The organism is Burkholderia guangdongensis (assembly GCF_013403875.1).
GTDB classification, from domain to species: domain Bacteria; phylum Pseudomonadota; class Gammaproteobacteria; order Burkholderiales; family Burkholderiaceae; genus Burkholderia; species Burkholderia guangdongensis.
This window is the reverse complement of sequence record NZ_JACBNX010000028.1, coordinates 73,710-98,687: the sequence shown is the minus strand read 5'-3', so window position 1 is coordinate 98,687 and position 24,978 is coordinate 73,710. Positions and strand designations below refer to the sequence as shown.

Below are 24,978 nucleotides of genomic sequence, written 5' to 3'. Positions count from 1 at the left end.
CGCGCCGAACGCTTGTCGGCGCAGCCTGACGGCCATTCCAGCGCAGCGGGCCGTCGGGTACATCGTCCGATCGGACGATGGTTCGCGCGCGCGAATCCCTAAAGCTGCGGGTTCAGTGAATGTCCCAATGACACCCGGCCCGGACACAATTTATCTTGGCGGCGCGGCGGGATCGAACAGCGTTGGATGGAGGATGGAGCGTGCTGATGGAGACGAGGTGGGCTTCGCAAGAAAGCCAGGCAGTGAATGAGGAAGCGAACCTCGGTATCGAGGCGTTCAGCGAGCTGATGGCGCGCATTTATCAGGGGCCGCTCGAGACGCCGCCGTGGGCGGGCGCGCTCGAGCTGATCCGTCGCGAGCTGCAGGCGAGCTACGTGACGCTGATTCTGCGCGCGGCCGCGAGCGACCGCCGCGCGCCGCTGTCGATCCATGCGTCGGAATTCGGGCCGGTCGTGCCGAACGACGGCGAGGAGCTGTACAACAGCTACTACTATTCGCTGGACCCGTTCGTCGGGCTGCCGTCCGACCGGGTCGTGACCGTCGACGACGTGTTCGGCGACACCGGCTGGCTGTCGAGCGAGCTGTACAAGCAGTTCCTGAAGCCGTCCGACATCCGCTACATCCTCGGCGCGGATCTGCGCACGCCATCCGGGGTCGAATGCCGTTTCCGCGTGTGCCGCAATCACGCGTCGAAGCAGTTTTCCGCGAGCGACAAGGCGTTCTGCGCGCTGCTGCTGCCGCATCTGAAGCGCGCGGTCGAGCTGCATTCGCGGCTCGACTCGGCCGAAGTCGAACGGTCGATCTACGCGAACGCGATCAACCGGATGCAGGTCGGCACGGTCACGCTCGACGAGAACGGCACGATCATCGACACGAACGACGTCGCCGACGAGATCCTGAAGCAGGGCAACGGGCTCACGATCGCGCGCGGCACGATCGAGGCGACCGACGCGCAGGAGAACCGCACGCTGAAGCGGCTGATCCGCCACGCGGTGATGGGGCATCACGGCACCGCGGCCGCGATCGTCGAGGCGATGCCGATCACGCGCAGCCACGACCGGCCGCGCCTCGGGCTGCTGGTGCGCACGATCCTGCTGTCGGACTGGTCGGAGGACAACAAGCGGCGGCCGGCCGTCGCGCTGTTCCTGCGCGATCCGGACCGCAAGCCGCAGGGCGCGCAGGAGATCATCCGTAAGCTGTTCGACCTGACGCCCGCCGAAACGGCGCTCGCGCTGCTGCTGACGAACGGACTCACGCTCGAGGAAGCGGCCGAGGAATCGGGGATCAGCAAGAACACCGCGCGCACGCATCTGCGCGCGATTTTCTCGAAGACGGGCGTGACGCGCCAGGCGACGCTCGTGCGAATCCTGCTCGGCAGCGTGGTGCCGCTCGGCTGATGCGCGCCTGACGTGCGGCGACGGGCGCAAGCGTGCGCCCGCGCCCGCTCCCGATTACTTCATATCATTCATCCGGACAACGGTGGAACGGCGAGCGCGTCGCCGCTCTGCCTGCTCAAGCGGCCCGCTTCTGGGAGATCACGAGCAGTCCGCCGCGGCGATCCTCGAGCACCGCGCGGAACTCGTGCGGCCCCGCCTGAACCGGCACGCGCACCGACGCACCCGCCTTCACGACGCGCTCCATCGCCGCATACAGATCGTCGTTCTCGTCGACGCGCAGCGTCAGCGCCGCGCGCTCGACGATCCGCTCCTCGCCGGCGACGAGCGCGATCGTCAGCGGCCCGCCGTCGAGCGCGCAATAGCGGTCGCCGTCGCGGAACTTCACACTCATCCCCAGCCCGTCGACGAACAACGGCAATGCCGTGTCGATGTCGTCGACCGGATACAGCAGCGTCGAAACCTTCATCCTCTCTCTCCGTTGTCGTTGCGCGGTCCACGCCACGCATTCGGCCGATCCTAGCGCGGGCGCCGCGCCCGCACGCAGTCCGATCGGATGACGGTGAAACCCCTCTGTCGTCCGACGTGCCCCGTTACTCCAAACAGACGATGTAGGCCGGCGCCCGCGCGCCGACACTCCCATTCGTGGACTCTGTCGCACGTCGTCTGCGCGTCGCAGGCAGCCGGCGCGACCGCGCCCCGTCCAACGAACCAGGAGACGCACGCAATGAAGTTTTCCCTTATCTACGAAGCCCAGACCACGGACGCGTCGCGTGAAGGCGACCACCGGGTGTTCAAGGAAACGGTCGAACAGGCGCTGCTCGCCGAACAGGTCGGCTTCGACACGGTCTGGTGCGTCGAGCACACGTCGCTGACGAACTACGCGCACATGAGTGCGCCGGAGACGTTCCTCGCGTATCTCGCCGGCCGCACGACGCGGATCGGCCTTGGTCACGGTGTCGTGTGCCTGCCGCCGGCGATGAATCATCCGATCAAAGTGGCGGAGCGCGTCGCGATGCTCGACATCCTGTCCGGCGGCCGCGTGCACTTCGGCGTCGGCAAGGGCGGCAGCCAGCAGGAAGCGGGCGCGTTCGGCTACGACCTCAACGAACTGCAGCCGATGATCGACGAATCGATGTATCTGGTGCCGAAGATGTTCGTGCAGGACGAGATCGAGCACGACGGCACGTACATCAAGATCCCGAAGCGCCCGATCCATCCGAAGCCGCTGCAGGACCCGCATCCGCCGATGTATCTCGCGTGCACGAACACCGACGCGCTGCTGCGCGCCGGCCAGCGCGGGATGGGCGCGCTCGTGCTCGGCTTCGGCGGCCCGGATGAGGTCGCGAAGAAGAACGTGGTGTATCGCGAAGCGTGGGCGAACCGCAAGCCGGAAGATCAGGTCGGCTTCCGCCCGACGCAGCATCTGGCCGCGCTGTGCCCGACCGTCGTGCTCGCGGACGGCCAGCAGGCCCGCAAGATCGGCATCCGCGGCCAGCGCTACTTCATGGAGTCGCTCGCGTACTGGTACACGGGCGGCGAGCGGCCGGACCCGTCGAAATGGGGCGACGACCTCGTGAAGGCCGACACCGGCGAGATGGTGATCCGCTCGCGCTTCGCGTCGGAGGAAGTCGTCGTCAATTTCGCGGACCCGGCGCTCGCGATGATGAACCCGAACCACGCGTACGGCACCGTCGACGACTGCATCGGCTACGTCGGCCGGCTGCAGGAAGCGGGCGTCGACGAAGTGCTGTTCCTGTGCCAGATGGGCACGGTGCCGCACGAAGCGCAGATGGAGACGATCCGCAACATCGGCGAGCACGTGATTCCGTACTTCAACCGCGAGAACGCGCGCGCGGTCGCGTAACGGCGCCGCTGCGCCACCGGCCTCGCGCGCTGATCGTCCTTTCGGGTGATGCGGCGCGCGGGCCGGACGCGGAATATCGACAACAGACACAACGGGCGCGGCGCGAGCCGGGCCGAACAGGAGACTGAAGCCGTGCATCGCGATAACGATTCGAACGCGCTGGCCACCGCGCTGATCGCCCAGGCCCACGCGCTGGCCCCGACGCTGGCCGCGCGCGCCGCGCAGGCCGAGGCCCAGGGCCGCATTCCCGCCGAGACGATTGCCGACATGCAGGCCGCCGGCTTCTTCAAGGTGCTGCAGCCGAAGCGCTACGGCGGCTACGAGCTCGATCCGCAGACTTTCTTCGACATCCAGATCGCGCTCGCGCGCGGCTGTATGTCGACCGCGTGGGTGTACGGCGTGGTCGGCGTGCACAACTGGCAGCTCGCGCTGTTCGACGAGCGCGCGCAGCACGACGTGTGGGGCGCGGATCCGACGACGCTGATCGCGTCGACGTATATGCCGGTGGGCCGTGTGACGCCGGTCGACGGCGGCTTCCGCCTGTCCGGGCACTGGAAGTTCTCGAGCGGCAGCGAGCTGTGCGACTGGGTGTTCCTCGGCGCGCTCGTGCCGCCGGCGAAAGCGGGCGAGCCGCCCGAATACCGGACGTTCCTGCTGCCGAAATCCGACTACCGGATCGAGCAGGACTGGGACGTGCTGGGCTTGCGCGCGACCGGCAGCCACGACATCGTCGTCGACGACGTGTTCGTGCCCGCGTACCGCACGCACAAGGCGATCGACGGGATGATGGGCACGAGCCCGGGGCTCGAAGTCAACGGCGCGCCGCTGTTCAAGCTGCCGTTCGCGCAGATTTTCGTGCGGGCGGTGTGCACGTCGTGCATCGGTGCGCTGCAGGGTGCGCTCGACGATTTCACGTCGTATGCGGCGACGCGCGTGTCCGCGAACAGCGGCGCGAAGACGACCGACGATACGGGCGCGCAGACCGCGTGCGCGAACGCGGCCGTCGCGCTCGACGAGATGCAGGTGCTGATCAAGCGCAACTTCGCCGAGCTGATGGCGGCGGCGAACGGCGGCCCGGCGGTGTCGATCGAGCGGCGCGTGCATTTCCGCTACCAGTCGGCGCAGGTCGCCGAGCGCTGTGCGCAGGCGGCGAACCAGTTGCTGCGCTACGCGGGCGGCAACGGGATCTACAACCGCAACCCGCTCGTGCGCCGCTTTCTCGACCTGCACGCGGCGCGCGCGCACTACGCGAACAACGTCGACCGCTTCGGCCAGAACCTCGGCGCGGTGATGCTCGGCCGCGAGAACACCGACTTCTTCATCTGACGAGACGGCGATGAGCGACACGCACGCGCAGCAATACGTATTCGACGTCGTCGTCGTCGGCTCCGGCGCGGGCGGGTTGCTCGCCGCGTGCCGCGCGGCCGACCGCGGCCTTTCCGTGATCGTGATCGAGAAGACCGCGCAGTACGGCGGCACGTCGGCGGTGTCGGGCGGCGGGATCTGGGTGCCGTGCAACCACCACATCGCGGAGCTCGGCGCGACCGACACGCGTGCCGCCGCGCGCCGCTATCTCGACGCATGCGTCGGCGGCGCGACGCCTTCGGACAAGCTCGACGCGTATCTCGATCGGGCGCCGGAGATGCTGCGCTATCTGGAATCGAAGACGCCGGTGCGCTACCAGGCGCTGCCGAAGTACGCGGATTACTTCCAGAAGCTGCCGGACGCGATGCCGGGCTACCGCGCGCTCGATCCGCTGCCGTTCGACGGCGCGCGGCTCGGTGACGAGTTCGAGCGGCTGCGCGCGCCGTCGCCGGGCACGCTGATCGGCGGGCGCGTCGCGGTGACGTCGAAGGAAGCGCACACGCTGTTCTCGCGCGGCCCCGGCTATATGAAGCTCGCGCTCGCGCAGTTCGGCCGCTACTGGCTCGACTGGCGGATGCGCCGCCGCTCGGCGCGCGACCGGCGCCTGACGCTCGGCAACGCGCTGATCGGCGGGCTGCGCCGCGCGCTGATGGACCGCAACGTGCCGCTGTGGCTCGACACGCCGATGCGCGACCTGCTCGACGTCGACGGCCGCGTGAGCGGCGTGCGCGCGGATCGCGCGGGGCAGCCGGTGACGCTCGTCGCGCGGCGCGGCGTGATTCTCGCGGCGGGCGGCTTCGAGCGCAATCAGCCGATGCGCGAGCGCTATCTGCCGCAGCCGAGCGCCGCGCAATGGAGCGCGACGCCGCCCGCGAACACCGGCGACGCGATCGCCGAAGGCGAGCGGCTCGGCGGCGCGCTCGCGCTGATGGAGCATGTGTGGGGCGCGCCGACGATTCGCGTGGCGGGCGAGGAGAAGCAGCGCGCGCTGTTCGTCGAGCGCAACCTGCCGGGCTGCGTGATCGTCAACGGGCTCGGCAAGCGCTTCGTGAACGAGGCCGCGCCGTATTCCGAGTTCGTGCCGGCGATGTATCGCGACCACGCGCGCACCGGCGCGAGCGTGCCCGCGTGGATGGTGTTCGACGCGCGCTTTCGCCGCAAGTATCCGTGCGGGCCGATCATGCCGGCGTCGATGATGCCGGACGCGCGGATTCCCGATGCGTTCCGCGACGTACTCGTGAAGGCGGACACGATCGATGCGCTCGCCGCGCGAATCGGCGTCGACGCGGCGGGCCTGCACGGCACGCTGCGCGACGTCGCGCGCTATGCCGCGACCGGCATCGACGAGGCGTTCGGCAAGGGCGACAACCTGTTCGACACGTATTACGGCGATCCGCAGGTGAAGCCGAACCCGTGCCTCGCGCCGCTCGACGAAGCGCCGTTCTACGCGGTGCGGATCGACGCGGGCGACATCGGCACGAAGGGCGGGCTCGTCACCGATGCGCACGCGCGCGTGCTGCGCGGCGACGGCACGCCGATCGACGGGCTGTACGCGATCGGCAACACGAGCGCGTCGATGATGGGCGCGAGCTATCCGGGCGCGGGCTCGACGCTCGGGCCGGCGATGACGTTCGGCTTCGTCGCCGCCGATCACCTGGCCGCGCAGTCGGCCGACGGCGCCGGCGCGCATGCCCGGCCGACCACGACAGAACTTGACGGAGTCCGATCATGACCGATCTCAACCCCGATCCGCTTCGCGCGGACATGTTGCTCGCGATGCGGCGCCTCGCGCGCTCGGTTGCGGTGATCACCTGCGCGCACGAAGGCCAGCGCTACTCGATGTCCGCGACCGCGGTCGATTCGCTGTCGACCGAGCCGCCGTCGCTGCTGATTTGCGTGAACCGCGCGACGTCGATGTATCAGGCGCTCGACGCGGGCGTGGACTTCTGCGTGAACGTGCTGTCCGCACGCCACGAAGGGATCGCGATCGACTGCGGCGGCCGGCTGAAGGGCGAGGCGCGCTTCACGACCGGCGACTGGCAGATGTCCTCGCACGGCGTGCCGTATCTGCACGATGCGCAGGCGAGCCTCGTCTGCGCGCAGGACGGCCGCTTCGAGTACGGCACGCACACGGTGTTCATCGGGCGCATCAAGGAAGTGCAGGTGACCGGCGACGTCGATCCGCTCGTCTACCTTGACGGCGCGTACACGACGCCGGGCGCGCCCGCGAGCCGCGTGGCCGCCTGACGCGCAAGCGCAACAGCTAGAGCAAGACTATGGATGAATCGCGTTTCCATCGACTGACCGTCGCCGAAGTGATCGACGAAAGCGCCGACGCCCGCTCGTTCGTGTTCGACGTGCCGGCCGCGCTGCGCGACGCGTTCGCGTACCGGCCCGGACAGTTCCTGACGCTGAACGTGCGGTGCGGCGACGCGACGGTGTCGCGCTGCTACTCGCTGTCGAGCGCGCCGGGCATCGACGCGGTGCTGAAGATCACCGTGAAGCGCGTGCGCGACGGCCGCGCGTCGAACTGGCTGTGCGACCACGTGTGCGCGGGCGACGTGCTCGACGTGATGCCGCCCGCGGGCGTGTTCACGCCGCGCGAGCTCGACGCCGATCTGCTGCTGTTCGCGGGCGGCAGCGGGATCACGCCGGTGCTGTCGATCCTGAAATCGGCGCTCGTGCACGGCCGGGGGATGCTGACGCTCGTGTACGCGAACCGCGACGAGCGCTCGGTGATCTTCCGCGACGAGCTGCAGCAGCTCGCGCAGCGGCATCCGGCGCGCATACGCGTGATCCACTGGCTCGACAGCGTGCAGGGCGTGCCGCAGCAGCGGCATCTCGAGGAGCTCGCGCGGCCGTTCAGCCGGCAGGAGACGCTCATCTGCGGCCCGGCGCTGTTCATGGAGAACGCGCTCGCCGCGATGCTCGGGCTCGGGTTGCCGCGCGCGCGCGTGCATGTCGAGCGGTTCGCGTCGCTGCCCGATGCGCCACCGGCGAAGTCGCCACGCGTGGCGGACGGTGGTGATACCGCCGCGTCCGGTGCCGGTGCGGGCGATACCGCGGGCGATGGTTCGAGTGAGGGTTCGGGCGACGGCGCGGCGATCGAAACCGTACTCGACGGCGCGTCGTTCGCGTTCGACAGCCGGCCGGGCGAGACGCTGCTCGACGCGATGCTGCGCGCGGGGCTGTCCGCGCCGAATTCCTGCCGGATGGGGCAGTGCGGCGCGTGCATGTGCCGGATCGAGCGCGGCGAGGTCGCGCTCGACGGCAACCACGTGCTCGACGAAGACGAACTGGCCGCGGGCTGGACGCTCGCGTGCTGCGCGAAACCCGCGAGCGACGCGCTGCGGGTCGTGTTTCCCGATTGAGCCGTCGCGCGCCGGCGGGCGGCGCGCGCGGCATTTCCTCCGTAGCGATGCAGACGATGACGCACAACGACGACACCCTGACCACGCCCGCGCTGATCGCGCGGGCCGCCGCGCGCCACGGCGCGCATCCGGCGATCGAATCCGAGCATGGCCGGCTGACCTACGCGGAGCTCGACGCGGCCCGCATCGAGGCGGCGCGCGCGCTGCTCGCGAGCGGCATCGAGCCGGGCGACCGGATCGCGATCTGGGCGCCGAACCTGCCGCAGTGGATCGTCGCGGCGCTGGCAATCCATAGCGTCGGCGCGGTGCTCGTGCCGGTCAACACGCGGATGAAGGGGATCGAAGCCGGCGGCATTCTGCAGGACAGCGGCGCGCGGCTGCTGTTCTGCTGCGGCACGTTCCTCGGCGAATCGTATCCGGAGATGCTCGCGCCGCACCGGCCGGCGACGCTCGAACGCGTGATCGTGTTCGACGGGGCGCCGGCCGGCGGCGCGCACGACGACACGTGGAGCGGGTTCGTCGCGCTGGGCGCGCGGGTGCCGCCCGACGCGGTGCGCGACCGGGCGGCCGCGGTCACGCCGGACACGGTGATGGACCTGATGTTCACGTCGGGCACGACGGGCCGCCCGAAGGGCGTGATGACGACGCACGGGCAGAATCTGCGCGCGGTGCAGGACTGGGGGAAGATCACCGGCGTCGCGCAGCACGACCGCTATCTGATCGTCAATCCGTTCTTCCACACGTTCGGCTACAAGGCGGGCTGGCTCGCCGCGCTGTCGTGCGGCGCGACGGTGCTGCCGCATCTGGTGTTCCAGCCGGACGACGTGCTGCGCCGCGTCGCCGACGAGCGCGTGTCGGTGCTGCCGGGCCCGCCGACGCTCTATTACGCGCTGCTCGATGCGCCGGCGCGCGCGACGCTCGATCTGTCGTCGCTGCGGATCGCGGTGACGGGTGCGGCGGCGATCGCGCCGAGCCTGATCGAGCGGATGCGCGACGAGCTCGGCTTCGAGACCGTGCTGACCGGGTACGGGCTGACCGAATCGTGCGGGTTCGCGACGCTGTGCCGGCACGGCGACGACGCGCAGACGGTCGCGACCACGTCGGGCCGGGCGATGCCGGGCGTCGAGCTGCGCATCGCGGGGCCGGACGGCGTGGCGCTCGGGGCCAACGAAACCGGCGAGATCCGCGTGCGCGGCTACAACGTGATGCGCGGCTACTTCAACCAGCCGGACGCGACGCGCGAGACCGTCGACGCCGACGGCTGGCTGCATACCGGCGACGTCGGCTGCGTCGACGAGCACGGCAATCTGCGGATCACCGACCGGATCAAGGACATGTTCATCGTCGGCGGCTTCAACTGCTATCCGGCGGAGATCGAGCGGCTCCTGACCGCGCATCCGGCGATCGCGCAGGTCGCGCTGATCGGCGTGCCGGACACGCGGCTCGGCGAGGTCGGCCACGCGTACGTGGTGCTGCGCCCGGGCGCGCGCGCGAGCGCGGACGAGCTCTCCGACTGGGCGCGGCGCAACATGGCGAACTACAAGGTGCCGCGCGCGTTCACGTTCGTCGAGCAGTTGCCGACGAGCGCGGCGGGCAAGGTGCTCAAGTATCAGCTGCGCGCGACGGCGCACGGCGCGGCGTGAGATCGGGGAGAGGCGGATGAGCGACAAAAGGATGAGCAACGACAGGTCGTTTCCGGATGGCGCCGCGCTGGTGTTCGGCGGCAGCGGCGGGATCGGGCAGGGCGTCGCGCTCGAGTTCGGGCGCGCCGGGGTGCCGGTCGCCGTCGGGTATCGCAGCAAGGCGGATGTCGCCGAGCGGGTCGCCGCGTCGATTCGCGGCGAGGGCGTGAAGGCGAGCACGCATCGGGCCGACGTGACCGATCCCGCGCAGATCGCGGCGGCGCTCGACGCCGCGATCGACGTGCACGGACGCATCCATACGATCGTGTGGGCGGCGGGGCCGCTCGTGAACCAGCGGCTGATCGCCGAGATGACGGCCGACGACTGGCGGCGCGCGATCGAGGTCGAGACGATCGGGTTCTTCAATGCGGCGAAGGCGGCGCTGCCGCACTTTCGCGCGGCGGGCGGCGGCTCGTTCGTCGCGCTCGGCTCGGCGGGCCACCTGCGCTGGCCGGATCGCGACGGGCTGTCGGTCGCCCCGAAGGCGGCGAACGAATCGCTGATCAGGGGCCTCGCGCGCGAGGAGGGGCGCCACGACATCCGCGCGAACTCGATTCTGGTCGGCGTGATCGAGGCGGGGATGTTCCCCGTGTTGCTCGAGCAGGGGCAGTTCGATCAGGCGTGGATCGACGAGACGATGAAGATGCTCGCGCTCAAGCGCTGGGGCAAGGCCGCGGACGTTGGCCGAACGGCCGTGTTCCTCGCATCCGACGATGCGGCTTACATTACCGGACAGCAGATCAATGTGTCCGGTGGGTACGGTTTATAGCGCGGGACGGCTTTCCGGGATTCATCCATCGGCACGCATCCGGGCGATCTCGATCGAGATCGGGGTGATAACAATGCTTGCATTTCGCTTGCTTGGTGATAGCATTGATATCACTTCAGGCAGGAGGATGTATGGCGAACCTATTGGTGCGAAACGTGGATGAAAGTATCGTTCAGAGCCTGCGCGAGCAGGCTGCGGCACATGGCCGGAGCGCGGAGGCCGAACATCGCGCGATTCTCGCGCAGGCGCTGGGCCGGCCCAAGCGCAGAACCTTCGCGGAAGTGCTCGCGAGCATGCCGAGCGTCGGCGAGGACGCGGATTTCGAGCGCATGCAGGACTCCGGCGAGGCCAGGCGTGTATTTGATTGATACGAACGTCATCAGCGAAATCAGGAAAGGGCCCCGGGCGAACAAGGGCGTGCGGGCGTTCTTTCGTGAAGCCGAAGGCGACGCGAGCCCGCTGTACCTGTCCGTCGTCACCCTTTCCGAGCTGCGGCGCGGCGTCGAGATGATCCGCCATCGGGGCGATGCGCGGCAGGCGTCGATGCTCGACACGTGGCTGGCGACGATCATGCGCGACTACGCGTCGAACATTCTGTCCGTCGATGCCGAAATCGGTCAGCTGTGGGGGCATCTTCGCGCGCCGAATCCGCAGCATGCACTGGACAAGCTGATTGCCGCGACCGCGTTGATTCACGACCTCACCGTCGTCACGCGCAATGTCGACGACTTCGCGAACACCGGCGTGAGGTTCGTGAATCCGTTTACGCGTTTCCCCCACCTCTCGTCCCAACAGACGATGTAACGCCCTCCCCGTCCGGCCAGAATCGTTTCACCAACAACGCATTCTGAACCGAACTGGAGGAGGCCGACATGATCGATGTTCGTGCGCTCGGCTATGCCGTCGTGGAGGCGACGCACGTCGATGCGTGGCGCCGCTACGCGGAGGACGTGCTGGGCATGCAGGCGCTCGACGCGCCCGGTGGCGCGCTGTACCTGAAAATGGACGAGCGCGATTTCCGCTACCTGATCGTTCCCGGCGGCGCCGATCGCTATTTCGCGTCCGGCTGGGAGCTCGCCGACGAAGCCGCATTCGACGCCGCCTGCGCGGCGCTCGCGCGCGCCGGCGCCGATCCGGTCCGCGCGACGCCCGAAGAAGCCGCGCTGCGCCGCGTGCAGGCGATGGCGTCGTGTACCGATCCGTCCGGCAACCGCCACGAGCTGTACTGGGGCGCGCGCTGCGACTTCCGCCGCTTCGCGTCGCCGATCGGCGTGTCGCGCTTCGTGACCGGCGACATGGGGCTCGGCCACGCGGTGCTGCCCGCGCCGCAGTTCGACGCGACCGACACGTTCGTGCGCGAGGTGCTCGGCTTCGAGCTGTCCGACATCTACCGCGTGAAGTTCACGCCCGATCCGGCCGAGCCGGAGAAGCGCATCCACTTCATGCACTGCCGCAACGCGCGCCATCACAGCCTCGCGCTGTTCGAAATGGCCATGCCGTCGGGCTGCGTGCACGTGATGGCCGAGGTCGACTCGATGGACGAGGTCGGCCGTGGGCTCGACCGCGCCGTCGCGCACGACGTGAAGCTGTCCGCGACGCTCGGCCGGCACTGCAACGACCAGATGATCTCGTTCTACATGAAGACCCCCGGCGGCTTCGATCTCGAATACGGCTTCGGCGGGCTGACCGTCGACTGGTCGCGGCACACCGTGTTCGAGGCGACGAAGGTCAGCCAGTGGGGCCACGACTTCAGCATCGGATACCGGTAACGCACGACGATGAAACCACTCGACAAACAGATGACCGCGCGCGACGTGATCGCGCAGCTCGCCGACGGGATGACGATCGGCATCGGCGGTTGGGGCCCGCGCCGCAAGCCGATGGCGCTCGTGCGCGAAATCGCGCGCTCCAACCTGAAGGACCTGACGATCGTCGCGTACGGCGGCGCCGACGTCGGCCTGCTGTGCGCGGCGGGCAAGGTGCGCAAGGTGGTCTTCGGCTTCGTGTCGCTCGACGTGATTCCGCTCGAGCCGCACTTCCGCCGTGCACGCGAGCAGGGCCGCATCGACGTGCTCGAACTCGACGAAGGGATGCTGCAGCTCGGCCTGCGCGCGGCCGCCGCGCGGCTGCCGTTCCTGCCGACGCGCGTCGGCCTCGGCACCGCGCTGCTCGATCAGGCGCCCGAGCTGCGCACCGTCCAGTCGCCGTATAGCGATGGCGAGACGCTGCTCGCGATGCCGGCGCTCGAGCTCGACGCGGCGCTCCTGCACGTGAACGCCGCGGACCGCGCCGGCAACACGCGGATCGACGGTCCCGATCCGTTCTTCGACGCGTGGTTCGCGCGCGCCGCGAAGCGCTGCTACGTATCGGCGGAGACGGTCGACGCATCGCTCGCGAGCGACGACCTCGCCGCCGCGCGCCGCAATCCGTTCGAGCGCTCGCTCGTGACGGGCGTCGTGCACGCGCCGGGCGGCGCGCATCCGACGTCGTGCGCGCCTGCGTACGGCTGGGACCTGCCGCATCTGCGCGCGTACTGCGCGAGCGCGGAGGACGACGCACAAGCCGCCGCGTATCTGCGCGACGTCGTGGGCCAGGACGAACGCCAGTACCTCGAAGGTGTCGGCGGTCTGTCGCAAGTGACGGCGCTGCCGTTGCCGATTCTGTAAAGGAGCGCCTGTGAGCGATTCTCTCGACCATTCCCTCGCGGAACTGATGATCGTCGCGTCCGCGCGCCTCTGGCGCGACGACGGCGAAGTGCTGGCGACCGGCATCGGTACCGGCCCGCGCGTCGCGGCGGGCCTCGCGCGCCTCGCGTACAACAACGGCCTGATGCTGACGGACGGCGAAGCGTATCTCGTCGAGGAGCCGGTGCCGCTCGGGCCCCGCCCCGACGGCTATCGCGTGAAGGCGAGCGGCTGGATGACGTACGAGCGCGTGTTCGACTGCGTGTGGCACGGCCGCCGCCACGCGCTCGTGATGCCGACGCAGATCGACCGCTTCGGCCAGGCGAACATCTCGCGCCTCGGCGGCGACCACGCGCGCCCGAAGACGCAACTGCTCGGTGCGCGCGGCTTCCCGGGCAACAGCATCAACCACGCGAACTCGTTCTTCGTGAGCGGCCACGGCAAGCGCACGTTCGTCGAAGGCGAAGTCGACATGGTGTGCAGCGTCGGCTACAACCCGGCGCGCCAGCTGCCCGGGATGAAGACGTTCGTCGATCTGCGCAGCATCGTCACCGATCTGTGCGTGATGGATTTCGGCGGGCCGGATCACGCGATCCGCGTGCGTTCGCTGCATCCGGGCGTGAGCTTCGACGAGGTGCAGGACGCGACCGGCTTCCCGCTCGTCGCGCATCCTGAGCTCGGCACGACGCCGCCGCCGACCGCGGACGACCTGCGCATCGTGCGCGCGCTCGACCCGCACAACCTGCGCGCGGCGATCGTGCGCAACAATCCGGCTCCGCGCCGGGGATGAGGTCCGATATGGAAACGACCCGGGAAGCGACCCAGATTTCGTTCGGCGACGGTGTCGTCGAGTATGCGGTCGAGAACGGCATCGCGACGATCACGATGAACCGCCCCGAGTATCACAACGCGCAGAACTCGAAGATGACGTATGCGCTCGACGCCGCGTTCAAGCGTGCGTCCCACGATGACGCGGTCAAGACGATCGTGCTCGCGGGCGCGGGCAAGCACTTCTCGGCCGGGCACGACATCGGCACGCCGGGGCGCGACATCAACGAATCGTTCGAGCGCACGTCGCTGTGGTACGACCACGTCGACAAGGACGGCGGCGAGTTTCTCTATGCGCGTGAGCAGGAGGTCTATCTCGGCATGTGCCGCCGCTGGCGCGACCTGCCGAAGCCGACGATCGCGATGGTGCAGGGCGCGTGCATCGCGGGCGGGCTGATGCTCGCATGGGTGTGCGACCTGATCGTCGCGTCCGACGACGCGTTTTTTGCCGATCCCGTCGTGCGGATGGGGATTCCGGGCGTCGAGTACTTCGCGCATGCGTACGAGCTGAACCCGCGCATCGCGAAGGAGTTCCTGTTCCTCGGCGAGCGGATGCCGGCCGAGCGCGCGTATCAGATGGGGATGGTCAACCGTGTCGTGCCGCGCGATCAGTTGCGCGACACGGCGTACGCGATCGCCGCGAAGATCGCCGCGATGCCGCGCCTCGGCCTCGCGCTGACGAAGCAGGCGGTGAATCACGTCGAGGAGTTGCAGGGCAAGCGCGCGGCGATGGACGCGGCATTCGCGTGGCATCACTTCGCGCACGCGCACAACGAGCTCGTCAGCGGCGACAAGCTCGGCGGCTACGACGCGCGCCGGATGGCGAGCTCGCAGCGCGAACCGTCGGAGGCGGCAGCGGCCGCAGCGCCGAATGGTGCTGTCAATGCGGCCGTCAACGGTGCGGCCGCGCCGGCCACGCCGGCCACGCCGCCGCGCACGCCGGGTTCGGCCGCGATCAACGGAGCCGCCGCATGAGCAAGACGCTTGCCACGCCGCTGACCGACCTGCTCGGCTGCCGCTACCCGATCGTGCAGACCGCGATGGGCTGGGTGGCCGACGCGAAGCTCGTCGCGGCCACCTGCAACGCGGGCGGCTTCGGCTTTCTCGCGGGCGCGACGCTCGACCCGGAGCACGTCGAGACCGAGATCCTGCGCGTGAAGCTGCTGACGGACCGGCCGTTCGGGATCAACTTCCACATGTTCCAGCCGAACGCCGCGCAGATCGTCGAGCTCGCGATCGAGCACAAGCTGCGCGCGGTCAGCTACGGCCGCGGCCCCGATGCGCAGACGATCCGCCGCCTGAAGGACGCCGGCGTGCTGTGCATGCCGACCGTCGGCGCGCCGAAGCACGCGGCGAAGGCGGTCGAGCTCGGCGCGGACATCGTGACCGTGCAGGGCGCCGAAGGCGGCGGCCACACGGGCTCGGTGCCGACCACGCTGCTGCTGCCGAAGGTGCTCGACACGGTGAAGGTGCCGGTCGTCGCGGCGGGCGGCTTTTTCGACGGGCGCGGCCTCGCCGCCGCACTCGCGTACGGCGCGGCCGGCATCGCGATGGGCACGCGCTTCCTGATGACCGCCGAGTCGCCGGTGCCGCGCACGACGCTCGAGCGTTACGTCGCGGTCGGCGATCCCGCGCAAATCCGCGTGTCCGACGCGCTCGACGGCCTGCCGCAGCGAATGATCGACAACCCGTACCTGCTGCGCCTTGAACACTTCGGGCCGCTGCGCCGCACGCTGTTCGCGCTGCGCACGGCCGACGCATGGCGCAAGCAGAACGGGCTGCGCGCCGGCCAGATGCTCGGCCTCGCGCTGAAGGCGCTGCGCGAGCACGACTACACCGCGAGCCAGACGCTGATGGCGGCGAACGCGCCGTTCCTGATCCAGCGCGCGATCGTCGAGGGCAAGCCGGACGAAGGCGTGCTGCCGAGCGGCCAGGCGGCCGCGATGATCGGCGCGATCGAGCCGTGCGACGCGCTGATCGCGCGAATCGTCGACGAAGCGATCGCGCGGCTCGATGCGATCGCGGCGCTGCGTGCCGGGGCGAGTGCGGCGGCCGAGCAGGCCGCGTAAACCATCTGAGAACGACGACCTGAACACGACAGGGGAAGAGGCAGACGACATGACAGCATCCATTCAGAAGAGCGAGACGAACGGCAGGCAGCCGTTCCGGATCGACCGGGCCGACGGCGTCGCCGAACTGGTGATCGACCAGCCGCCCGTCAACGCGCTCGACGCGCAGGGCTGGCACGCGCTCGCCGGCGCGCTCGACGCGCTCGGCCGCGACGACGACGTGCGCGTGATCGTCGTGCGCGGCGAGGGGCGCGGCTTCTGCGCGGGCGTCGACATCAAGGAACTGGCCGCGCATCCGGAGCGGATCGTGACGGTGAACGCCGGTAACTACGAGACGTTCCGCGCGGTGCACCGCAATCCGAAGCCGGTGATCGCGGCGGTGCACGGCTTCGTGCTCGGCGGCGGGATCGGCATCTGCGGCGCGGCGGACATCGTCGTCGCGGCCGACTGCGCGCGCTTCGGCGTGCCGGAGATCGATCGCGGCGCGATGGGCGGCGGTGCGCATCTGCAGCGTCTGTTCGGCGTGCAGAAGGTCCGCGCGATGTATTTCACGGGCGAGATGATCGACGCCGCCGAAGCATACCGGCTCGGCGCGATCGAGCAGGTCGTGCCGCGCGAAGGCCTGCGCGACGCGGCGCTCGCGATCGCGCGCAAGATCGCCGAGAAAAGCCCGGCGATGGTGCGGCTCGCGAAGGAGGCGCTGAACGGCGTCGAGGACGGCAATCTCGAGGACAAGTACCGCTGGGAGCAGGGCTTCACGCTGCAGGCGTACATGACGCAGGACTCGAGCGAGGCGCGCGCGGCGTTCGTCGAGAAGCGCGACGCGCGTTTTGATGCGCAGTCTGACGTGCAAGGGGCGCAGTCGGCGCAAGCCGACGCACCGGCGGAGGCGCGCGCATGAACCTGACCTACACCCCGCAGCAGCAGGCGTTCCGCGCGGAGATCCGCGACTGGCTCGCGACGCACGTGCCGCGCGAGCGGCTGCCGAGCTTCGACACCGAGGAAGGCTTCGCCGCGCACCGCGAATGGGAGCGCACGCTGCACTCGGGCCGCTGGAGCATGGTCACGTGGCCGCGCGAGCTCGGCGGGCGCGGCTGCGACCTGATCGAATGGCTGATCTTCGAGGAAGAGTACTGGCGCGCCGATGCGCCGATGCGCGTGAACCAGAACGGGATCTTCCTGCTCGGCCCGACGCTGATGGATTTCGGCACCGATGAGCAGAAGGCGCGCTTCCTGCCCGCGATGGCCGCGGGCGAGCACGTGTGGGCGCAGGGCTGGTCGGAGCCGAACGCCGGTTCCGACATGGCCGCGATCCGCACGAGCGCGATTCGCGTCGGCGACGAATACGTGCTGAACGGCCAGAAGATCTGGTCGACGCGCGCGGTGTGGGCCGACTGGCTGTTCGGCCTGTTCCGCAGCGATCCGGAATCGTCGCGCCATCACGGGCTCACGTTCCTGATGGTGCCGCTGTCCGCGCCGGGCATCACGGTGCGGCCGATCAGGCAACTGAACGGCCAGACCGGCTTCGCGGAGATTTTCTTCGACGACGTGCGCGTGCCGGTCGAGAACCGGCTCGCGGCGGAAGGCGCGGGCTGGCAGGTCGCGATGGCGACCGCCGGCTTCGAGCGCGGGCTGATGCTGCGCTCACCCGCACGCTTCCAGCGCACCGCGCAGGCGCTGCGCGACCTGTATCTCGCGCACCGCGACAGCGCCGACCGCGACCCGACGCTGCGCGAGCGCGTCGTCGCCGCGTGGATGGACGCGCAGGCGTACGCGCTGTCGACGTACGCGACCGCATGCCGGCTCCAGAAGGGCGGCCACATCGGCGCGGAATCGAGCACGAACAAGGTGTTCTGGTCGGAGCTCGATCTGCGGATGCACCAGACCGCGCTCGACATCCTCGGCGCGCACGGCGAGATCGTCCCGCAAACGCCCGCGCAGCACGCGCTGCTCGGCCACTGGCTCGACGGCTTCCTGTTCGCGCAGGCCGGCCCGATCTACGCGGGCACCAACGAGATCCAGCGCAACATCGTCGCCGAACGGATGCTCGGCATGCCGCGCGTGTGACCGTCCGCGCTCACTTCACCCAACGGACATCGTATGGATTTCGTATTCGATGAAGACCAGGAAGCGCTCGCGGATTCCGTGAAGCGCCTCCTGATGACCGAAATGACGCCGGAGCTGATCCGCGAGCTGTGGACGACGCCGACCGGCCGCTCCGACGACCTGTGGGCGCTGTTCGCGTCGCAGGGGCTGACCGCGGTGTCGGTGCCCGAAGCGTACGGCGGCCTCGGGCTGACCGAAGTCGAATGGGCGCTGCTCGCGCAGACCTACGGCTATTTCGGCAGCCCGGAACCGCTGCTCGACACCGCGCTCGTCGCGGCCGGCGCGCTCGCCGCGCTGCCCGCGAGCGGCTGGCGCGATGCGCTGCTGCGCGACGTCGCGGAGGGCCGCGCGCGCGTCGCGCTCGTGCATCCGGCCAATCCGTACGCGGCCGACGTGCACGTCGCGCACACGCTGCTGTGCGAGCACCGCGGCGAGCTGCACCGCGTCGATCCCGCGCAGTGCGCGTGGCGCGCGGTCGACAGCGTCGATCCGTCGCGGCGGCTGTTCACGCTCGACTGGGAGCCGACCGTCGCGACGCGCATCGCGAGCGCCGACGAAGCCGCGCCGATCCTTGCGCGCGCGCTCGATCACGGCGCGTTCGCGGTCGCCGCGCAACTGCTCGGGCTCACGCAGCGCGTGCTCGACGTCGCGATCGACTACAGCGCGCAGCGCAAGCAGTTCGGCAAGGCGATCGGCTCGTATCAGGCGCTCAAGCACCTGCTCGCGGACGTCGCGATCCGCTACGAGTTCGCGCGGCCGGTGGTCGCGCGCGCCGCGAAGGCGATCGCGGACGACCATCCGCAGCGCGCGGTGTTCGTGTCGCACGCGAAGCTCGCGGCGGTCGCCGCCGCGCAGCTCGCCGCGCGCCACACGATGCAGGTGCACGGCGCGATCGGCTACACGTGGGAGCTCGATCTGCAGATTTTCATGAAACGCATCTGGGCGCTCGCCAACAGCTGGGGCGACAGCGCGTTCCACAAGGCCCGCGTGGCCGACGCGATCCTGACCGGCGCGATGACGGCCGGCCCCGCGCAGACCTTCGATCTCGAGGAGCAGTTCCAATGAAGCAAGCCTATATCGTCGACGCGCTGCGCACGCCGACCGGGCGCCGCAAGGGCGGGCTCGCGCACGTGCACGCGGCCGACCTCGGCGCGTTCGCGCTGAAGACGCTCGTCGAGCGCAACGCGATTCCCGCCGACGACTACGACGACGTGATCTTCGGCTGCGTCGACACGATCGGCCCGCTCGCGGGCAACATCGCGCGCTCCTGCTGGCTCGCGGCCGGGCTGCCGCTCACGGTGCCGGGCGTGACCGTCGACCGCCAGTGCGGCTCGTCGCAGCAGGCGGTGCATTTCGCCGCGCAGGCGGTGATGAGCGGCGTGCAGGACGTCGTCGTCGCCGGCGGCGTGCAGACGATGACGCAGATCCCGATCTCGTCCGCGATGACGTGCGCGGCGCCGCTCGGCTTCACCGATCCGTTCTCCGGCAGCCGCGGCTGGCGCGCGCGCTTCGGCGACGCGCCGGTGTCGCAGTTCGTCGCCGCGCAGCGGATCGCCGATCACTGGAACCTGTCGCGCGACGCGATGGAGCGCTATGCGCTCGAAAGCCACCGCCGCGCGATCGCCGCGATCGAGGCCGGGCATTTCGCGCGCGAGGTCGTGCCGTTCGAGGGGGTGACGCACGACGAGACGCCGCGCCCGGACACGTCGCTCGAAAAGATGGCGTCGCTCGAGCCGCTGATGTCGGGCGGCTCGCTGACCGCCGCGGTGTCGAGCCAGACCTGCGACGCGGCGGCCGCGCTGCTGATCGTGTCCGAGGATGCGCTGAAACGCTATGGCCTGACGCCGCGCGCGCGCATCCATCACCTGAGCGTGCTCGGCGACGATCCGCTGTGGATGCTGACCGCGCCGATTCCGGCCACGAAGGCCGCGCTGAAGAAGGCGGGGCTCGACTTGTCGCAGATCGACGCCGTCGAGCTGAACGAGGCGTTCGCGTCGGTCGCGCTCGCGTGGCTCGCGGACACGCATTATCCGCACGAAAAAACCAACCCGAACGGCGGCGCGATCGCGCTCGGCCATCCGCTCGGCGCGACCGGCGCGAAGCTGATGACGACGCTGCTGCACACGCTCGAGCGCACCGGCGGCCGTTACGGACTCCAGACGATGTGCGAAGGCGGCGGCCTCGCGAACGTCACGATCATCGAGCGCCTGTGAGCGCGCCATCTTCGACGAGGAACAGCATGGGAATCTGCAACGGACGCACCGTTATCATCACCGGCGCGGGCGGCGGGCTCGGGCGCGAATATGCGCTCGCGTTCGCGGCCGAGGGCGCGGCGGTCGTCGTCAACGACATCCGGCATGACGCCGCGCAGGCGGTCTGCGACGAGATCGTGAAACGAGGCGGCCGCGCGCTCGCGAACGCCGACGACATCACGCGCATCGACACCGCGCAGCGGATCGTCGACGCCGCGCGCGACGCGTTCGGCGACGTGCACGTGCTCGTGAACAACGCGGGCATCTGCCGCGACAAGATGTTCGCGAGCATGACCGAAAACGACTGGGACGACGTGATGCGCGTGCATCTGCGCGGCCACTTCTGCCTGTCGAACCTGCTCGCGCGCGCATGGCGCGACGCCGCGAAGGCCGGCACGCCGGTCGACGCGCGAATCATCAACACGAGCTCCGGCGCGGGGCTGCAGGGCTCGATCGGCCAGTCGAACTACGGCGCCGCGAAGGCCGCGATCGCCGCGCTGACGCTGATGCAGGCGGCCGAGCTGCATCGCTACGGCGTGCGCGCGAATGCGCTCGCGCCGGCCGCGCGCACGTCGATGACCGAGAACGTGTTCGCCGACATGATGAAGAAGCCCGAACTCGGCGCGTTCGACTACTACGACCCGGCGAACGTCGCGCCGCTCGTCGTGTGGCTCGGCAGCGCGCAGTCGGCCGACGTGACCGGGCAGGTGTTCGAGGTCGCGGGCGGGATGATCTCGGTCGCCGAAGGGTGGCGCACCGGCCCGCGCGTCGATCGCGGCGCGCGCTGGGCGCCCGGCGAAGTCGGGCCGGCCGTCGCGAAGCTGCTCGCCGACGCGCGGCCCGCGCAGCCGGTCTACGGGAGCTGAGCGATGGAACTGTCGCTCACCGACGAACAGGCGATGATCCGCGACGCGGCGGCCGACGTGCTCGCCGAACGCAGTGCGTCGGCCGACGTGCGCCGCGCGCTCGAGCACTCGGCTGGCCGCGACGACGCGCTGTGGGCGACGCTCGCGGGCGAGCTCGGCTGGAACGCGCTCGCGTTGCCGGAAGCGGCGGGCGGCGTCGGGCTCGGCGCGCTCGAGCAGGTGCTGCTGATGGAGCAGCTCGGCCGGCGCGTCGCATGCGTGCCCTATCTGCCGACGACCTGCCTCGCCGCGACCGCGCTCGCGCAGTGCGACGCGCCGGCCGCACACGCGTGGCTCGCGAAGATTGCCGAAGGCGCATGCAGCGCGACGCTCGCGCTGCCGCTCGACATGCCGTTCGCCGCTCAGCCGTTTCCGTTCGTTGCCGACGAGACGGCGGGCGGCTACGCATTGTCCGGCGTCGCCGACTTCGTGATCGACGGCGCGCGCGCGGATCTGCTGCTGATCCCGGCGCGGATCGCGAACGAAGCGCGGTCGGTCGGGCTGTTCGCGGTGGACGTCGCCGCGGTGTCCGGCATCGTCGCGACGCCGCTCGACACGCTCGACGGCACGCGTCCGATCGCGCGCGTCGTGCTCGACGACGTACGCGTCACCCGCGATGCGTTGCTCGCGGGCCGCGACGCGGCGAGCGTGCTCGACCGCACCGCGTGGTTCGCCGTGCTCGCGCTCGCGGCCGAGCAGCTCGGCGGCGCGCAGCAGTGCCTCGACCTGACGCTCGACTACACCGGCCAGCGCGTGCAGTTCGGCCGCGCGATCGCGTCGTTCCAGGCGGTCAAGCATCGTTGCGCGCAGATGATGGTGCTGATCGAATCCGCGCGCTCGGCCGTGCTCGGCGCCGCGCACGCGTGGGACGCGGACGGCGGCGCGACACCGTCCGCCGCGCTGCGCGCGGACGTCGCGGCCGCGAAGGCCGCCGCGAACGACGCGTACGCGTTCTGCGCGCAGGAAGCGATCCAGCTTCACGGCGGCGTCGGCTTCACGTGGGAATACGACCCGCAACTCTATTTCAAGCGTGCGCAGGCGTCGGGCGCGCAGTTCGGCACGACGCCGCAACTGCTCGAATGGATCGCGGGCCATGCGATCGGCGACGTCGCAACTAACGGCCGCGACGACCCGACCGCCGCGTTCGCACACGCGACGCGCCCGTCCGCCGCACGCGCAGGAGCATTGCAATGAACGGCGAGACTCGCGAACAACAATTGCGGCACGAAGTCGCGGACTGGATGCGCTCGCACCTGACCGGCGAATTCGCGTGCCTGAAGCATCGCGGCGGCCCCGGCGACGAGGAAGCGTGGCCCGAGCTGCGCAAGGCATGGGAACGGGAAATGGCGAACGGCGGCTGGACCGGGCTCGGCTGGCCGGTCGAAGCGGGCGGCCGCGGCTTCTCGGTCGCCGAGCAGGTGATCTTTCACGAGGAATACGCGCGCGCGGGCGGGCCGGGGCGGATGGGCCACATCGGCGAAGGGCTGCTCGGGCCGACGCTCGTCGCGTGCGGCACCGACGACCAGCGCGCGCGCTTCCTGCCCGGCATCCTGTCCGGCACGCAGTTCTGGTGCCAGGGCTACTCGGAGCCCGGCGCGGGCTCCGATCTCGCGAACGTGCGCACGCGCGCGGAGCAGGACGCGGACGGTTCGTGGCGCGTGTATGGCCAGAAAGTGTGGACGTCGCTCGCGCACGAATCCGACTGGATTTTCGTGCTCGCGCGCACCGATCCGGCATCGAAGGGGAACAAGGGACTGTCGTTCCTGCTGATGCCGCTCGACCAGCCGGGCGTCGAGATCCGGCCGATCCGTCAGATGAACGGCGGCGCGGAGTTCAACGAAGTGTTCTTCGACGGCGCGCGTGCGCAGGCATGCGATCTCGTCGGCGCGCCCGGCGACGGCTGGCGGATCGCGATGACGCTGCTCGGCTTCGAGCGCGGCATGTCGACGCTCGGCCAGCAGATGCAGTTCGTGCGCGAGCTCGAATGGGTGATCGACGCCGCGCGCGACGCCGGCGCGGATCGCGACCCGGTGTTGCGTCAGCGGATCGGCCGCGCGTGGGCGGGCCTGCGCGTGATGCGCTACAACGCGCTCAGGATGCTGTCCGGCGCCGACGGTGCGGATGGCGAGGCCGCCGCGCCACTGCGCCGTGACGCGCTGATCTACAAGTACTACTGGTCGAACTGGCACCGCGATCTCGGCCAGCTCGCGATGGACGTGCTCGGCGCGCGCGCGAACGTCATCGATCCGTCCGACGAAAAACGCATGCATCTGCAGCGCGTGTTCCTGTTCTCCCGCGCGGACACGATCTACGCGGGCACCAACGAAATCCAGCTCAACATCATGGCCGAGCGCGGGCTCGGCATGCCCAGGGAACCTCGAGGTAACGCATGAACGAACCCCAGATCAAGCCGGCGCCCGCATACGTGCCGGGCCACCAGCTCCTCGCCGGCAAATCGGTGCTGATCACGGCCGCCGCCGGCGCCGGCATCGGCTTCGCGGCCGCGCGCCGCGCGGCGGAGGAAGGCTGCCGGGCCCTCTTCATCTCCGACATCCACGAGAAGCGCCTCGAGCAGGCGGTCGACACGCTGCGCGCGGAAACGGGGCTGCAGCAGATTTACGGGCGCCTCTGCAACGTCGCTGTCGAGGACGACGTGCAGGCGCTCGTCGCCGAGGCGCAGGACAAGCTCGACGGCGTCGACGTACTGATCAACAACGCCGGGCTCGGCGGCTCGAAACGCATCATCGAAATGGACGATGCCGAATGGTCGCGGGTGATCGACATTAGCCTCACCGGGACGTTCCGGATGACGCGCGCGATGCTGCCGCACATGCAGGCCCGCGGACGCGGCGCGATCGTCAACAACGCATCGGTGCTCGGCTGGCGCGCGCAGGCGGAACAGGCGCACTACGCGGCCGCGAAGGCGGGCGTGATGGCGCTCACGCGCTGCGCGGCGCTCGAGGCGGCGCCGTACGGCGTGCGCATCAACGCGGTCGCGCCGAGCATCGCGATGCACGATTTTCTGAAGAAGTCGGCCCCGGCCGATTTGCTGAATCAACTGGCGTCGCGCGAAGCGTTCGGGCGCGCCGCCGAAGTCTGGGAGGTCGCCAACGTGATGATGTTTCTTGCAAGCGATTACGCGTCGTACATGACGGGCGAAATCCTGTCGGTCAGTAGCCAGCACGCATGATGGACGCGACCCTCGACATCCCGCGTGCGACGCCCCGCGTATTCGCGCATCCGGACGAGCTGGCCGCCGCGGTCGGCGAGCGGCTCGGCGAGAGCGCGTGGCTCGAGATCGACCAGCTCCGCATCGACGGCTTCGCGGACGCGACCGGCGATCACCAGTGGGTGCACGTCGATCCGGTGCGCGCGAAGCGCGGCCCGTTCGGCGCGTGCATCGCGCACGGTTATCTGACGCTGTCGCTGGTCAACTATTTCCTGCCGCAGATCGTGCGCATCGACGGCGCGCGGCTCGGCGTCAACTACGGCTGCGACAAGATCCGCTTCCCCGCGCCGGTGAAGGTCGGCGCGCATGTGCGCGGCGTCGGCGAGCTGCTGCGCGTCGAGCCGCTCGACGGCGGCGTGCAGGCGTGGATCCGCGTGACGGTCGAGATCGACGGCGAGCCCAAGCCGGGCTGCGTCGCCGACACGATCAGCCGCTACTACTTCTAAATCCAGAGAGC

Annotated in this window: 25 protein-coding genes; 24 read left to right on the top strand and 1 reads right to left on the bottom strand. The window is 69.8% G+C overall.

All coding sequences use genetic code 11. From position 1 onward, the window contains the following. Window positions 1-206 precede the first annotated feature (206 nt). On the top strand, window positions 207-1,397 hold the full coding sequence (locus HZI36_RS23775; protein WP_179405124.1) for a helix-turn-helix transcriptional regulator: 1,191 nt from the start codon (window positions 207-209) through the stop codon (window positions 1,395-1,397). A 115-nt stretch (window positions 1,398-1,512) separates the two neighbouring features. Here HZI36_RS23775 and HZI36_RS23770 read toward each other — a convergent pair whose 3' ends face one another. Further along, entirely contained in the window at window positions 1,513-1,863 is a 351-nt protein-coding gene (locus HZI36_RS23770) for a VOC family protein (protein WP_179405123.1), read from the bottom strand. Window positions 1,864-2,121: 258 nt separating this feature from the next. On the opposite strand from HZI36_RS23770, the gene HZI36_RS23765 reads away from it, so the two are divergent. The 23 genes from HZI36_RS23765 (at window position 2,122) to HZI36_RS23660 (ending at window position 24,967) form a co-directional block, all read left to right on the top strand. After that, window positions 2,122-3,261, top strand: coding sequence for an LLM class flavin-dependent oxidoreductase (locus tag HZI36_RS23765; RefSeq protein WP_179405122.1), 1,140 nt, complete (start codon window positions 2,122-2,124; stop codon window positions 3,259-3,261). Between the two features lie 132 nt (window positions 3,262-3,393). Next, window positions 3,394-4,587, top strand: coding sequence for an acyl-CoA dehydrogenase family protein (locus HZI36_RS23760; protein ID WP_179405121.1), 1,194 nt, complete (start codon window positions 3,394-3,396; stop codon window positions 4,585-4,587). Window positions 4,588-4,597: 10 nt separating this feature from the next. Next, window positions 4,598-6,358 (top strand): FAD-dependent oxidoreductase, encoded by a 1,761-nt coding sequence (locus tag HZI36_RS23755; RefSeq protein WP_179405120.1) that lies wholly within the window; start codon window positions 4,598-4,600, stop codon window positions 6,356-6,358. Beyond that, complete coding sequence (locus HZI36_RS23750) at window positions 6,355-6,873, top strand: flavin reductase family protein (RefSeq protein WP_179405119.1); 519 nt, start codon at window positions 6,355-6,357, stop codon at window positions 6,871-6,873. The genes HZI36_RS23755 and HZI36_RS23750 overlap by 4 nt, the downstream gene beginning before the upstream one ends. Window positions 6,874-6,902: 29 nt before the next feature. Further along, on the top strand, window positions 6,903-7,997 hold the full coding sequence (locus tag HZI36_RS23745) for a ferredoxin--NADP reductase (RefSeq protein ID WP_179405118.1): 1,095 nt from the start codon (window positions 6,903-6,905) through the stop codon (window positions 7,995-7,997). Between the two features lie 56 nt (window positions 7,998-8,053). Beyond that, complete coding sequence (locus HZI36_RS23740; RefSeq protein WP_179405117.1) at window positions 8,054-9,640, top strand: FadD3 family acyl-CoA ligase; 1,587 nt, start codon at window positions 8,054-8,056, stop codon at window positions 9,638-9,640. A 16-nt stretch (window positions 9,641-9,656) separates the two neighbouring features. Continuing rightward, a complete protein-coding gene (locus HZI36_RS23735; protein WP_246327196.1) occupies window positions 9,657-10,448 on the top strand; it encodes an SDR family NAD(P)-dependent oxidoreductase in 792 nt (263 codons plus the stop codon). Between the two features lie 131 nt (window positions 10,449-10,579). Next, window positions 10,580-10,816 carry a FitA-like ribbon-helix-helix domain-containing protein gene (locus HZI36_RS27090; RefSeq protein ID WP_246327195.1) on the top strand — a complete coding sequence of 79 codons (237 nt, stop codon included), beginning with the start codon at window positions 10,580-10,582 and terminating at the stop codon, window positions 10,814-10,816. Then, window positions 10,803-11,252, top strand: coding sequence for a type II toxin-antitoxin system VapC family toxin (locus tag HZI36_RS23730; RefSeq protein WP_343050527.1), 450 nt, complete (start codon window positions 10,803-10,805; stop codon window positions 11,250-11,252). Before HZI36_RS27090 ends, HZI36_RS23730 begins: the two co-directional genes overlap by 14 nt. 68 nt (window positions 11,253-11,320) lie before the next feature. Continuing rightward, window positions 11,321-12,217, top strand: a complete 897-nt coding sequence (locus HZI36_RS23725) for a VOC family protein (protein ID WP_179405115.1) — start codon at window positions 11,321-11,323, stop codon at window positions 12,215-12,217. Window positions 12,218-12,226: 9 nt separating this feature from the next. Beyond that, window positions 12,227-13,114, top strand: a complete 888-nt coding sequence (locus tag HZI36_RS23720; RefSeq protein ID WP_179405114.1) for a CoA transferase subunit A — start codon at window positions 12,227-12,229, stop codon at window positions 13,112-13,114. Window positions 13,115-13,124: 10 nt separating this feature from the next. Continuing rightward, a complete protein-coding gene (locus HZI36_RS23715) occupies window positions 13,125-13,922 on the top strand; it encodes a ketoacid CoA transferase (RefSeq protein ID WP_179405113.1) in 798 nt (265 codons plus the stop codon). Between the two features lie 8 nt (window positions 13,923-13,930). Continuing rightward, the gene (locus HZI36_RS23710; protein WP_246327194.1) at window positions 13,931-14,935 is read left to right on the top strand and encodes an enoyl-CoA hydratase; all 1,005 of its coding nucleotides are present in this window, start codon (window positions 13,931-13,933) and stop codon (window positions 14,933-14,935) included. Then, entirely contained in the window at window positions 14,932-16,029 is a 1,098-nt protein-coding gene (locus tag HZI36_RS23705; RefSeq protein WP_179405112.1) for an NAD(P)H-dependent flavin oxidoreductase, read from the top strand. Before HZI36_RS23710 ends, HZI36_RS23705 begins: the two co-directional genes overlap by 4 nt. Before the next feature lie 49 nt (window positions 16,030-16,078). Continuing rightward, window positions 16,079-16,930 (top strand): enoyl-CoA hydratase family protein, encoded by an 852-nt coding sequence (locus HZI36_RS23700; RefSeq protein WP_179405111.1) that lies wholly within the window; start codon window positions 16,079-16,081, stop codon window positions 16,928-16,930. Next, on the top strand, window positions 16,927-18,096 hold the full coding sequence (locus HZI36_RS23695) for an acyl-CoA dehydrogenase family protein (RefSeq protein ID WP_179405110.1): 1,170 nt from the start codon (window positions 16,927-16,929) through the stop codon (window positions 18,094-18,096). Before HZI36_RS23700 ends, HZI36_RS23695 begins: the two co-directional genes overlap by 4 nt. A gap of 33 nt (window positions 18,097-18,129) precedes the next feature. Next, window positions 18,130-19,200, top strand: coding sequence for an acyl-CoA dehydrogenase family protein (locus HZI36_RS23690; RefSeq protein WP_179405109.1), 1,071 nt, complete (start codon window positions 18,130-18,132; stop codon window positions 19,198-19,200). After that, on the top strand, window positions 19,197-20,348 hold the full coding sequence (locus HZI36_RS23685; protein ID WP_179405108.1) for an acetyl-CoA C-acetyltransferase: 1,152 nt from the start codon (window positions 19,197-19,199) through the stop codon (window positions 20,346-20,348). Before HZI36_RS23690 ends, HZI36_RS23685 begins: the two co-directional genes overlap by 4 nt. Window positions 20,349-20,374: 26 nt before the next feature. Then, the gene (locus HZI36_RS23680; protein ID WP_179405107.1) at window positions 20,375-21,253 is read left to right on the top strand and encodes an SDR family oxidoreductase; all 879 of its coding nucleotides are present in this window, start codon (window positions 20,375-20,377) and stop codon (window positions 21,251-21,253) included. A gap of 3 nt (window positions 21,254-21,256) precedes the next feature. After that, window positions 21,257-22,486, top strand: a complete 1,230-nt coding sequence (locus HZI36_RS23675) for an acyl-CoA dehydrogenase family protein (protein WP_179405106.1) — start codon at window positions 21,257-21,259, stop codon at window positions 22,484-22,486. After that, window positions 22,483-23,685, top strand: a complete 1,203-nt coding sequence (locus HZI36_RS23670) for an acyl-CoA dehydrogenase family protein (RefSeq protein WP_179405105.1) — start codon at window positions 22,483-22,485, stop codon at window positions 23,683-23,685. The genes HZI36_RS23675 and HZI36_RS23670 overlap by 4 nt, the downstream gene beginning before the upstream one ends. After that, window positions 23,682-24,482: an SDR family oxidoreductase gene (locus tag HZI36_RS23665; RefSeq protein WP_179405104.1), complete on the top strand. Its 801-nt coding sequence runs from the start codon at window positions 23,682-23,684 to the stop codon at window positions 24,480-24,482. Before HZI36_RS23670 ends, HZI36_RS23665 begins: the two co-directional genes overlap by 4 nt. After that, on the top strand, window positions 24,482-24,967 hold the full coding sequence (locus HZI36_RS23660; RefSeq protein WP_179405135.1) for a MaoC family dehydratase: 486 nt from the start codon (window positions 24,482-24,484) through the stop codon (window positions 24,965-24,967). Before HZI36_RS23665 ends, HZI36_RS23660 begins: the two co-directional genes overlap by 1 nt. Window positions 24,968-24,978: the final 11 nt, after the last annotated feature.

Excerpts from the sequence above, each read along its gene's own strand:
- HZI36_RS23720 (WP_179405114.1), top strand. The coding sequence starts at position 12,227 with ATGAAACCACTCGACAAACAGATGACCGCGCGCGACGTGATCGCGCAG.
- HZI36_RS23735 (WP_246327196.1), top strand. The coding sequence starts at position 9,657 with ATGAGCGACAAAAGGATGAGCAACGACAGGTCGTTTCCGGATGGCGCC.
- HZI36_RS23665 (WP_179405104.1), top strand. The coding sequence starts at position 23,682 with ATGAACGAACCCCAGATCAAGCCGGCGCCCGCATACGTGCCGGGCCAC.
- HZI36_RS23770 (WP_179405123.1), bottom strand. The coding sequence starts at position 1,863 with ATGAAGGTTTCGACGCTGCTGTATCCGGTCGACGACATCGACACGGCA.
- HZI36_RS23740 (WP_179405117.1), top strand. The coding sequence starts at position 8,054 with ATGACGCACAACGACGACACCCTGACCACGCCCGCGCTGATCGCGCGG.
- HZI36_RS23705 (WP_179405112.1), top strand. The coding sequence starts at position 14,932 with ATGAGCAAGACGCTTGCCACGCCGCTGACCGACCTGCTCGGCTGCCGC.
- HZI36_RS23775 (WP_179405124.1), top strand. The coding sequence starts at position 207 with ATGGAGACGAGGTGGGCTTCGCAAGAAAGCCAGGCAGTGAATGAGGAA.
- HZI36_RS23750 (WP_179405119.1), top strand. The coding sequence starts at position 6,355 with ATGACCGATCTCAACCCCGATCCGCTTCGCGCGGACATGTTGCTCGCG.
- HZI36_RS23725 (WP_179405115.1), top strand. The coding sequence starts at position 11,321 with ATGATCGATGTTCGTGCGCTCGGCTATGCCGTCGTGGAGGCGACGCAC.
- HZI36_RS23675 (WP_179405106.1), top strand. The coding sequence starts at position 21,257 with ATGGAACTGTCGCTCACCGACGAACAGGCGATGATCCGCGACGCGGCG.
- HZI36_RS23680 (WP_179405107.1), top strand. The coding sequence starts at position 20,375 with ATGGGAATCTGCAACGGACGCACCGTTATCATCACCGGCGCGGGCGGC.
- HZI36_RS27090 (WP_246327195.1), top strand. The coding sequence starts at position 10,580 with ATGGCGAACCTATTGGTGCGAAACGTGGATGAAAGTATCGTTCAGAGC.
- HZI36_RS23695 (WP_179405110.1), top strand. The coding sequence starts at position 16,927 with ATGAACCTGACCTACACCCCGCAGCAGCAGGCGTTCCGCGCGGAGATC.
- HZI36_RS23660 (WP_179405135.1), top strand. The coding sequence starts at position 24,482 with ATGGACGCGACCCTCGACATCCCGCGTGCGACGCCCCGCGTATTCGCG.
- HZI36_RS23690 (WP_179405109.1), top strand. The coding sequence starts at position 18,130 with ATGGATTTCGTATTCGATGAAGACCAGGAAGCGCTCGCGGATTCCGTG.
- HZI36_RS23745 (WP_179405118.1), top strand. The coding sequence starts at position 6,903 with ATGGATGAATCGCGTTTCCATCGACTGACCGTCGCCGAAGTGATCGAC.
- HZI36_RS23670 (WP_179405105.1), top strand. The coding sequence starts at position 22,483 with ATGAACGGCGAGACTCGCGAACAACAATTGCGGCACGAAGTCGCGGAC.
- HZI36_RS23755 (WP_179405120.1), top strand. The coding sequence starts at position 4,598 with ATGAGCGACACGCACGCGCAGCAATACGTATTCGACGTCGTCGTCGTC.
- HZI36_RS23700 (WP_179405111.1), top strand. The coding sequence starts at position 16,079 with ATGACAGCATCCATTCAGAAGAGCGAGACGAACGGCAGGCAGCCGTTC.
- HZI36_RS23710 (WP_246327194.1), top strand. The coding sequence starts at position 13,931 with ATGGAAACGACCCGGGAAGCGACCCAGATTTCGTTCGGCGACGGTGTC.
- HZI36_RS23685 (WP_179405108.1), top strand. The coding sequence starts at position 19,197 with ATGAAGCAAGCCTATATCGTCGACGCGCTGCGCACGCCGACCGGGCGC.
- HZI36_RS23765 (WP_179405122.1), top strand. The coding sequence starts at position 2,122 with ATGAAGTTTTCCCTTATCTACGAAGCCCAGACCACGGACGCGTCGCGT.